We start from the raw sequence: 9,083 nt of genomic DNA, 5'->3' as shown, positions 1-9,083 counted from the left end.
CCACTTACCCAGCTCCCAGTCCACGGAGACGCCGTCGGGGCCGGGGCGGCGCGGCGGGCCGCGCCGCACCGGCCTCGCGGGCGTCTAGCGCTCGAGTTCCTTCGCCTTGGCGACGGCCTGCTCGATGCCGCCGACCATGAAGAACGCCTGCTCGGGCAGGTGGTCGTACTCGCCGGCGCACAGACCCTTGAAGGACGCGATGGTCTCGTCCAGCGGGACGAACTCGCCGGGCTGGCCGGTGAACGCCTCGGCGGCGTACATCGGGTGGGACAGGAACCGCTCGATCCGGCGGGCCCGGTTGACGGTGACCTTGTCCTCTTCGGACAGCTCGTCGATGCCCAGGATGGCGATGATGTCCTGCAGCTCCCTGTACTTCTGCAGGATCTGCTTGGTCTGCTGGGCGACCGCGTAGTGCTCCTCACCGAGGATCTGCGGGTCGAGGATCCGCGAGGTGGAGTCGAGCGGGTCCACCGCGGGGTAGATGCCCTTCTCCGAGATCGGCCGCGACAGCACGGTCTGCGCGTCGAGGTGCGCGAACGCGTTGTGCGGGGCCGGGTCGGTGATGTCGTCGGCGGGCACGTAGATCGCCTGCATGGAGGTGATCGAGTGGCCGCGGGTCGAGGTGATGCGCTCCTGGAGGACGCCCATCTCGTCGGCGAGGGTCGGCTGGTAACCCACCGCGGACGGCATACGGCCGAGCAGCGTGGACACCTCGGAGCCCGCCTGGGTGAACCGGAAGATGTTGTCGATGAACAGCAGCACGTCCTGCTTCTGCACGTCGCGGAAGTACTCCGCCATGGTCAGCGCGGACAGCGCCACCCGCAGACGGGTGCCCGGGGGCTCGTCCATCTGGCCGAAGACGAGGGCGGTGTCCTTGAGGACGTTCGCCTCCTCCATCTCCAGCCACAGGTCGTTGCCCTCGCGGGTGCGCTCGCCGACGCCCGCGAACACCGAGGTGCCCGAGAACTCGCGCGCGACCCGGCGGATCATCTCCTGGATCAGAACGGTCTTGCCGACGCCCGCGCCGCCGAACAGGCCGATCTTGCCGCCCTTCACGTACGGCGTGAGCAGGTCGAGCACCTTGATGCCGGTGGGCAGGATCTCGGTGCGCGACTCGAGCTGGTCGAACGCCGGGGACGGCCGGTGGATCGGCCACCTCTCGGTGATCTCCAGGGACGCCTTGGGAATGTCGAGCGGCTCGCCGAGGGCGTTCCACACGTGGCCCTTGACGACGTCTCCCACCGGCACGGAGATGGGCTCTCCGCTGTCGGTCACGGCCGCGCCGCGGACGAGGCCGTCGGTGGGCTGCATGGAGATGGCCCGGACGATGTTGTCGCCGAGGTGCTGGGCGACCTCAAGGGTCAGGGTGCTGGTCTCATCGCCGAGCGTGACGTCGACGGTGAGCGCGTTGTAGATCTCCGGCATGGCCTCGACGGGGAACTCCACGTCGACGACCGGACCGGTGACGCGGGCGACACGGCCCACGGAGGTCTCAACAGTCTGTGCGGTCATTTCACTCTTTCCCCGCTGCGGCGTCAGCGAGCGCGTTGGCGCCACCGACGATCTCGCTGATTTCCTGGGTGATCTCGGCCTGGCGCGCCTGGTTCATCTGACGGGTGAACACCCCGATGAGGTCGTTGGCGTTGTCCGTGGCGGACTTCATCGCCCGGCGGCGGGCGGCGTGCTCGGAGGCCGCCGACTGGAGCAGCGCGTTGTAGATGCGCGACTCGATGTAGCGCGGCAGCAGCGCGTCGAGGACGTCACCGGCTCCCGGTTCGAACTCGAAGTACGGCATCGGCCCGTCCGGGGGCTCCTCCGTCTCCTCGACCTCGAGCGGCAGAATCCGCTTGACGACGACGTTCTGCGTCAGCATCGACACGAACTCCGTGGACACGACGTGGATCTCGTCGATCCCGTCGTCCTGCTTGAACGAGCCGATCAGCGCGTTCGCGATGTCCTTGGCGTGGCCGTACGACGGGTTGTCGGAGAAACCGTCCCACTCGCCGAACAGCTCACGGCCGCGGAACCGGTGCCATGTCAGGCCCTTGCGGCCCACGACGTACGGCTGGACCGACAGGCCCCGGTCGCTCAGGTGCCCTCGCAGCGCCTCGGCCTCGCGCAGCACGTTGGCGTTGAAGCCGCCCGCGAAGCCGCGGTCGCTGGTGACGATGAGCACGCCCGCCGTCCGCGGCTGCTCCTTGGCAACGGTGAGGGGGTGGTCCACGCGCGCGGTGTTCGACAGGACGGCCGAGACCGCGTGCGTGATCTCACGCTCGTACGGCACGGCCGCCTGCATCCGCTGCTGCGCCTTGATGATGCGGGACGAGGCGATCAGCTCCTGCGCGCGGGTGATCTTCGCGGTGGACTTGACCGACCTGATCCGCCGCCGCAGCAATCTCAGCTGGGCACCCATGGCCTACTTCGCCTCAGCCTTGCGCACGTGCCGGACGACCTTCTCCTGGCCGACCTCGGAGGCGTCGAGCGACTCCACGGGCTCGTCCTTCACCAGCAGCTCGCCGCCGGAGGTGGTGAAGCCCTTCTTGAACTCGGTGATGGAGTCCTTGAGGGCGGTCACCGTGTCGTCGGCCAGCTGCCGCGTCTCGCGGATGCTGTCGAAGACACCCTTCTGGGTGCTCTGCAGGTACTCGAGGAACTCCGCCTCGAAGCGGCGGATGTCCTCCAGCGGCACGTCGTCGAGCTGGCCGGTGGTGCCGGCCCAGACCGAGACGACCTGCTTCTCGACCGGGAACGGGCTGTACTGCGGCTGCTTGAGCAGCTCCACCAGGCGCGAGCCGCGCTCCAGCTGGGCGCGGGAGGCCGCGTCCAGGTCGGAGGCGAAGGCGGCGAACGCCTCCAGGTCGCGGTACTGGGACAGCGACAGGCGGAGCGTGCCGGCCACCGTCTTCATGGCCTTGATCTGGGCGGAGCCGCCGACGCGGGAGACCGAGATACCGACGTTGATCGCCGGGCGGACGCCCGCGTTGAACAGGTCGGTCTCCAGGAAGCACTGGCCGTCGGTGATCGAGATGACGTTGGTGGGGATGAACGCCGAGACGTCGTTGCCCTTGGTCTCGATGATCGGCAGACCGGTCATCGAGCCGCCGCCCAGGTCGTCCGACAGCTTGGCGCAACGCTCCAGCAGGCGGGAGTGCAAGTAGAAGACGTCGCCGGGGAAGGCCTCGCGGCCCGGCGGGCGGCGCAGCAGCAGCGACACGGCGCGGTAGGCGTCGGCCTGCTTCGTCAGGTCGTCGAAGACGATCAGGACGTGCTTGCCCTGGTACATCCAGTGCTGCCCGAGGGCGGAGCCGGTGTAGGGGGCGATGTACTTGAAGCCCGCGGGGTCGGACGCGGGGGCGGCGATGATGGTGGTGTACTCCAGCGCGCCGGCCTCCTCGAGGCGACCGCGGACCTGCGCGATGGTCGAGCCCTTCTGGCCGACGGCGACGTAGATGCAGCGCACCTGCCGCGCCGGGTCGCCGGAGAGCCAGTTCTCCTTCTGGTTCAGGATCGTGTCCACGGCGATCGCGGTCTTGCCGGTGCCGCGGTCACCGATGATCAGCTGGCGCTGGCCGCGGCCGATCGGCGTCATGGCGTCGATCGCCTTGAGGCCGGTCTGCAGCGGCTCCTTCACCGGCTGGCGCTGGACCACCGAGGGGGCCTGCAGCTCCAGGGCTCGACGGGTCTCCGCCTGGATCGCGCCCTTGCCGTCGAGCGGGTTGCCCAGGGGGTCGACCACGCGGCCGAGGAAGTCGTCGCCGACCGGGACCGACAGGACCTCGCCGGTACGGCGGACCTGCTGCCCCTCCTCGATGCCGCTGAACTGGCCGAGGATGACCGCGCCGAGCTCGCGGACGTCCAGGTTGAGGGCCAGACCGCGGGTGCCGTTCTCGAACTCGATCAGCTCGTTCGCCATCGCCGACGGCAGACCGGAGACATGGGCGATGCCGTCGCCGGCGTCGACGACGGTCCCGATCTCCTCGCGCGCCGCGCCTTCCGGCTCGTACGCCTCGACGAAACGCTCAAGGGCATCCCGGATCTCGTCCGGCCGGATCGTAAGCTCCGCCATCTCTTCTTCGTCTCCCTATTCGCCTAGCCGGCCAACCGGCGGCGGACTTCTTCGATGCGTCCGGCGATCGTGGTGTCGATGAGGTCGTCGCCGACCTGCACCGAGAACCCACCGAGCACCTTGGGATCCACCTCGACGTTCAGGTGGACCTCTCGACCGTAGGTGGCTCGCAGCCATGCCGCGAGCCGCTGCTTCTGCTCGTCCCCGAGCGGGACCGCGCTGCGCACGACTCCCACGAGGCGCTGCCGCGCCCGGGCCACGATCCAGCCGTACTCCTCAAGGGCCGTCTCCAGGCTACGTCCTCGCGGGTGCAGGACCACCTGCGCGATGAGACGGAGCGTGGACGGGGCGACCTTGCCGCCGAGCAGCGCGTCGAGCAGCTCCTGCTTGTGCTCCCCCGCGACGGCGGGGTCGGCGAGCGCGCGGCGCAGCGAGGGGTTGGCGGCCAGGATCCGGCCGAACCTGAACAGCTCGTCCTCGACGTCGTCGAGCCGGTTGCCCGACTCGGCCTCCGCCGCGGCGGCCATCACGCCGACGCGCTCAAGGGCGTCGGCCAGGTCGCCCGAGCCGGACCACCGGGCGCGGACAGCGGCGACCGTGACCTCGAGGGCCTCCTGACCCACCTTGCCGTCCAGCAGGCCGCGGATGGTCCGCTCCTTCTGCTCGGCGTGACGGGCGGGGTCGGACAGCCCGCGCCGCAGCCCGTGCTCCCGGTCGAACAGGTCGGCGACGGCGAACAGCTCCTCGGCGAGCACGCCGAGGTCGGCCGCAGCCGCGACCGCGTTGAACCTCTCCTCGACCTCGGCGAGAGCGGTCCTGCTCAGGCCGCGCATCAGCGAACCGCCTCCGGCCGGCCCTCGAGCTCCTCGAGGAACCTGTCGACGATGCGGCGCTGCCGGGCCTCGTCCTCCAGCGACTCGCCGACGATGCGGCCGGCGAGCTCGGTGGACAGGCGGCCGATCTCGCCGCGCAGCTGGTTGAGGGCCTGCTGCTTGTCGGCCTCGATCTGGGCGTGCGCCGCCTCGACGATGCGCCTGGCCTCGGCCTGCGCCTCCTCGCGGAGCTCCGCCTTGAGCTGGGCGCCCTGCTCACGCGCCTCCTCGCGGAGACGCGACGCCTCCTGCCGTGCCTCGTTCAGCCGGGCGCGGTACTCCTCAAGGGTTCGCTGGGCCTCGGCCTGCGCGTCCTCCGCCTTCTTGATGCCGCCCTCGATCGCCTCGGTCCGCTCGGCCAGGGTCTTCTGGATGCGCGGGGTGAGGATCTTGCCGACGACGAGGAAGACGACAAGGAAGGCGAAGCTGCCGACGACCAGCTCGGACAGGTGCGGCAGGAGAGGATTGTTCTCCTCTGCCGCGAGGATCGTAGCTGCGTATGTCATGGATGCAGCCTTCCTTCAGAGTCGGACGTCAGGCCTTGGGGTAGATGAAGGGCGCGACGAGGCCGATGAGGGCCAGCGCCTCGGTGAGGACGAAGCCGAGCAGCATGTTCTGCCGGATCAGGCCGTACGCCTCGGGCTGGCGGGCGATCGCCTGCACGCCCTGACCGAAGATGATGCCCACGCCGATGCCGGGGCCGATGGCGGCGAGGCCGTAACCGATCGCGCCGAGGTTGCCGACCACTTCAGCGAGAACGCTCATGGGTGTTCTTCCTTTACTGTCGGCCGGTGAAGCTCACCGGTCTTGTCTACGTCAGGGGGTGGATCAGTGGTCCGAGTGCAGCGAGCCGCCGATGTACATGGCGGCCAGCAGCGTGAAGAGGAACGCCTGCAGGAACTGGATGAACATCTCGAATCCGGTCATCGCGATCGTCATGATCGCTCCGAGCACGCCGAGGCCGGCGCCAAGCGGGGTGAGCCTCTCGAAGAGGAACCAGAAGCCGACGGCGCTGAAGAAGGCCAGGATGAGGTGGCCGGCGAACATGTTCGCGAAGAGCCGGACCGCGTGGGTGAACGGAGCGATGATCAGGTTCGACGCGAACTCGATCGGGGCCAGCAGCAGGTAGATCGGCTTGGGCAGTCCCGGCGGGAACATCATGTTCTTGAAGTAGCCACCGGCGCCCTGGTGCTTGATCCCGAGGTAGACCTTGATCACGTAGATGAGAATCGCCAGGACCGCGGGGAACGCGATGTGCGAGGCGATCGGCATCTGGATCAGCGGGACGACGCCGAAGAAGTTCCAGAGCAGGATCAGGAAGAACATGCTGAGCAGCAGCGGCATCCAGCGCTCGGCGTCCTTGCCCAGGAACGGCCGGGCCACCTGGTCGCGGACGAACTCGTAGCCCATCTCGCCGATGTTCTGCATCCTGCGCGGCACCAGCTGCGGCTTGGCGAACGCGCTCCACAGGAAGGCGCACACGAGCAGGGCTCCGACGACGGCGAACACCGCCGGCTTGGTCAGCCAGGACGGCGCGCCCTCGTACAGCGGGGGGAAGTTGAAGATCGACGGACCGGGCGCCTCGAAGTCGCCCTCGGCCGCAAACGTCAGGAGGGTCACCGGGCCACCTCTACTACCCGTCCGGAGCCGAGGGCCCGAAGCATGTGCTTGTTCGTCCGTTCGCTACGCTCGCGCACGGGCGTTCCCTTCAGAGTGATTCGATCAACGGAAGCGACAGAGGAGCGGGGGAAACTGGCCGGCTCTCAGCGGCCGAACTTCAGATACACGAGGTAGGCCGCGAGCCCGGCCCCGAGAACAACGCCTATGGGGATGAACGCGTGCACACCCGTCCACCAGCTCAGCAACCAGCCGATGCCGCCCCATACCAGGATCCCTGACAGCAGATAGCTCGGGACCGACCAGGCGGCGTCGGCGAAGTCGCGGCCGTCCTTTTCGGGGCTGCGCTCCTGTTCGCTCATCGCGGGCACGACGATAGCAGGAGGCGTGGGGACTAGTCATATCGGGCTGCCCCGCCAACATGATCATCGACGGCCCTGCCCGGGGACCTCGGCATCCGGCTCGACATAGAGCAGCTTGAGCTTCATGAAGCCGCGCATCTCGCCGACCGTCCATGTCAGCGTACACAGGATCGTGACCAGGGCGAACACCTGGGAGTTGAATGCGGTCGTGCCGTCGAAGGCGGTCAGCACGGCCATGATCGCCAGCACCTTGACGACGTAGCCCACGACGGCCGCCGCCATCATCGCCATGGGCGACACTTTTCCGGCCCAGGAGACGACCACCAGGCCGACGGTGAAGAAGGCGGCGACGAGGACGACGCCGATCCCGGCGCCGAGCGCCCCCTTCGCACCGGTCAGGAGGGCCGCCACGAGCACGGCGACGACACCCACTACGACGGTCGGCACGGCGGCGCCCTTGAGAACGCGCACGTCGTTGGCCTGCATCGGAACTCCATGGTCGGTTGTCAAGCGAGCGATTGGTACCTCTTGGGGCGTGCTGCGCGTCGCCCCCCTGCTAGTGAAAGCTATCACAAGCCTCGGAGTGCCACCTTTACCTGCCGTTTCGGGGCGGCGTAAGCGGCGTGGCCTGAGTGGTGGAGGGTTCTCGCTGGTCAGAGGGTTGTGGTGTTGGCCCGGTGAGTGGGCGGCGCCGTGGGAGACCCGGGCACACCTTGACCAGGCACACCCTGACCAGGCACGCCATGACCCGGAAGAACTGGCCCTGGGGTGACGGAGCCCGGCACACCTGGACCCTGTGCACCGGGGCCCTGGGCACCTGGACCCTGGGCACCGTGCCCCTGAGCGCCTGAGCCATGTGCCGGCGGACCCGATGCGGCCCGGCCCGGCACAGCCGGGCCCTGTGCCGACGGACCAGACGCGTGCTGGCCCGTTCGGGCCTGGCCCGGCACCGCCACCTCCGGCGCCGGCGTCACAGGCGCCGGGAAGGCGCCCGAGGGCCGGCGCCCGGCCGCGTGAGCGCCGATCTTCCTGTACCGCAGGGCGTCCCGGCGCGCCCGCCACCGGGGCAGCGCCATCATGATGAGCACCAGCACCGCCAGCAGGACCGTCAGCGGGAACAGCACAAGCGGCACCCCCTGGATCGACAGGCCCACGATGGCGAACGCGAACAGGAACGTCCACGCGTACATGATCAGGACGCTGCGCCGGTGGGAGTGGCCGATGTCGAGCAGCCGGTGGTGCAGGTGACCGCGGTCGGGCGCGAACGGCGACAGCCCGGCCGACGTGCGGCGGACCACGGCCATGACGAGGTCGGCCAGCGGCAGGATCATCACCGCGACCGGAAGGATCAGCGGCAGGATCACCGGGAACTCGTTGATCTCCTTGCTGCTCGTGTCGACCGACGAGGCGATGGTGACCAGCGAGGTGGCCAGGAGCAGCCCGATGAGCATGGCCCCCGTGTCACCCATGAAGATCTTCGCCGGGTGGAAGTTGTGCGGCAGGAAGCCCACGCACATCCCGATGAGGATCGCCGCGATGGCGGCCGTGACGTTGATCCGCGACCCGCTGCCGATCTGGGACAGCGCGACCGAGTAGGCGAACGTCGCCATCGCCGCGATGCCGACGATCCCGGCGGCCAGGCCGTCCAGGCCGTCGACGAAGTTCACCGCGTTGATGACGACCACCACGACCAGGATCGTCAGGATCGTCTGGAGGTTGGTGTCCAGGCTCAGGGGGCCGCCCATGAACTCGGGCAGCGGCAGCCACTGGATGTACATCCCGAAGTAGACGAGCAGGCCTCCCGCGGCGATCTGGCCGCCGAGCTTGACGATGGCGTCCATCCCCAGCCAGTCGTCGAGGAAGCCGGTCACCACGATCAGGCCGCCCGCGGCGAGCAGGGCCGCCAGCGTGCTCCCCGTCTGGCCGCTGGCGAGCGCGTGCCCCACGTACGGCAATCGGGTGGCCACGAGCAGCCCCGCCGCCAGCCCGCCGAACATGGCCAGGCCGCCGAGCCGGGGGATGGGGACCTTGTGCACGTCCCGCTCCCGCACCTCCGGTGCCGCGCCGATGCGCAGCGCGAACGCCCGGACAGGCGGCACCAGCAGGTAGGTCACCGCTGACGCCACGAGTGCCAAGAGGAGATATTCCCGCACGGACCTAGTTTCC

General features: G+C 69.0%; 10 protein-coding genes. All 10 read right to left on the bottom strand.

What is annotated here, in order from left to right:
• Positions 1 to 84: 84 nt before the first annotated feature.
• Positions 85 to 1,512, bottom strand: coding sequence for a F0F1 ATP synthase subunit beta (gene atpD / locus AB0B72_RS30105; protein ID WP_367742546.1), 1,428 nt, complete (start codon positions 1,510 to 1,512; stop codon positions 85 to 87).
• 1 nt (position 1,513) lies between these two features.
• Positions 1,514 to 2,413 carry a F0F1 ATP synthase subunit gamma gene (locus AB0B72_RS30100; protein WP_367742545.1) on the bottom strand — a complete coding sequence of 300 codons (900 nt, stop codon included), beginning with the start codon at positions 2,411 to 2,413 and terminating at the stop codon, positions 1,514 to 1,516.
• A gap of 3 nt (positions 2,414 to 2,416) precedes the next feature.
• Positions 2,417 to 4,066 (bottom strand): F0F1 ATP synthase subunit alpha, encoded by a 1,650-nt coding sequence (atpA, locus tag AB0B72_RS30095; RefSeq protein WP_367742543.1) that lies wholly within the window; start codon positions 4,064 to 4,066, stop codon positions 2,417 to 2,419.
• A gap of 23 nt (positions 4,067 to 4,089) precedes the next feature.
• Positions 4,090 to 4,899: a F0F1 ATP synthase subunit delta gene (locus tag AB0B72_RS30090; RefSeq protein WP_367742542.1), complete on the bottom strand. Its 810-nt coding sequence runs from the start codon at positions 4,897 to 4,899 to the stop codon at positions 4,090 to 4,092.
• Positions 4,899 to 5,444, bottom strand: coding sequence for a F0F1 ATP synthase subunit B (locus AB0B72_RS30085; RefSeq protein ID WP_367742541.1), 546 nt, complete (start codon positions 5,442 to 5,444; stop codon positions 4,899 to 4,901). Before AB0B72_RS30085 ends, AB0B72_RS30090 begins: the two co-directional genes overlap by 1 nt.
• Before the next feature lie 28 nt (positions 5,445 to 5,472).
• Complete coding sequence (atpE, locus tag AB0B72_RS30080; protein WP_367742540.1) at positions 5,473 to 5,703, bottom strand: ATP synthase F0 subunit C; 231 nt, start codon at positions 5,701 to 5,703, stop codon at positions 5,473 to 5,475.
• A 63-nt stretch (positions 5,704 to 5,766) separates the two neighbouring features.
• The gene (atpB, locus tag AB0B72_RS30075; protein ID WP_367742538.1) at positions 5,767 to 6,558 is read right to left on the bottom strand and encodes a F0F1 ATP synthase subunit A; all 792 of its coding nucleotides are present in this window, start codon (positions 6,556 to 6,558) and stop codon (positions 5,767 to 5,769) included.
• 143 nt (positions 6,559 to 6,701) lie between these two features.
• Entirely contained in the window at positions 6,702 to 6,917 is a 216-nt protein-coding gene (locus AB0B72_RS30070; RefSeq protein ID WP_367742536.1) for a hypothetical protein, read from the bottom strand.
• A 63-nt stretch (positions 6,918 to 6,980) separates the two neighbouring features.
• Positions 6,981 to 7,403, bottom strand: coding sequence for a hypothetical protein (locus AB0B72_RS30065; protein ID WP_367742535.1), 423 nt, complete (start codon positions 7,401 to 7,403; stop codon positions 6,981 to 6,983).
• A 167-nt stretch (positions 7,404 to 7,570) separates the two neighbouring features.
• Positions 7,571 to 9,070, bottom strand: coding sequence for an undecaprenyl/decaprenyl-phosphate alpha-N-acetylglucosaminyl 1-phosphate transferase (locus AB0B72_RS30060; RefSeq protein ID WP_367742533.1), 1,500 nt, complete (start codon positions 9,068 to 9,070; stop codon positions 7,571 to 7,573).
• Between the last annotated feature and the right edge of the window lie 13 nt (positions 9,071 to 9,083).

The sequence above is a fragment of the Microbispora sp. NPDC049125 genome (genome assembly GCF_040802045.1).
Taxonomy (GTDB): domain Bacteria; phylum Actinomycetota; class Actinomycetes; order Streptosporangiales; family Streptosporangiaceae; genus Microbispora.
This window is presented reverse-complemented; position numbering and strand designations above follow the sequence as displayed.

Bases quoted from the DNA above. Each gene is read 5' to 3' on its own strand.
- AB0B72_RS30090 (WP_367742542.1), bottom strand. From the start codon at position 4,899: ATGCGCGGCCTGAGCAGGACCGCTCTCGCCGAGGTCGAGGAGAGGTTC.
- AB0B72_RS30085 (WP_367742541.1), bottom strand. From the start codon at position 5,444: ATGACATACGCAGCTACGATCCTCGCGGCAGAGGAGAACAATCCTCTC.
- AB0B72_RS30070 (WP_367742536.1), bottom strand. From the start codon at position 6,917: ATGAGCGAACAGGAGCGCAGCCCCGAAAAGGACGGCCGCGACTTCGCC.
- atpD (WP_367742546.1), bottom strand. From the start codon at position 1,512: ATGACCGCACAGACTGTTGAGACCTCCGTGGGCCGTGTCGCCCGCGTC.
- AB0B72_RS30100 (WP_367742545.1), bottom strand. From the start codon at position 2,413: ATGGGTGCCCAGCTGAGATTGCTGCGGCGGCGGATCAGGTCGGTCAAG.
- atpA (WP_367742543.1), bottom strand. From the start codon at position 4,066: ATGGCGGAGCTTACGATCCGGCCGGACGAGATCCGGGATGCCCTTGAG.
- AB0B72_RS30065 (WP_367742535.1), bottom strand. From the start codon at position 7,403: ATGCAGGCCAACGACGTGCGCGTTCTCAAGGGCGCCGCCGTGCCGACC.
- atpE (WP_367742540.1), bottom strand. From the start codon at position 5,703: ATGAGCGTTCTCGCTGAAGTGGTCGGCAACCTCGGCGCGATCGGTTAC.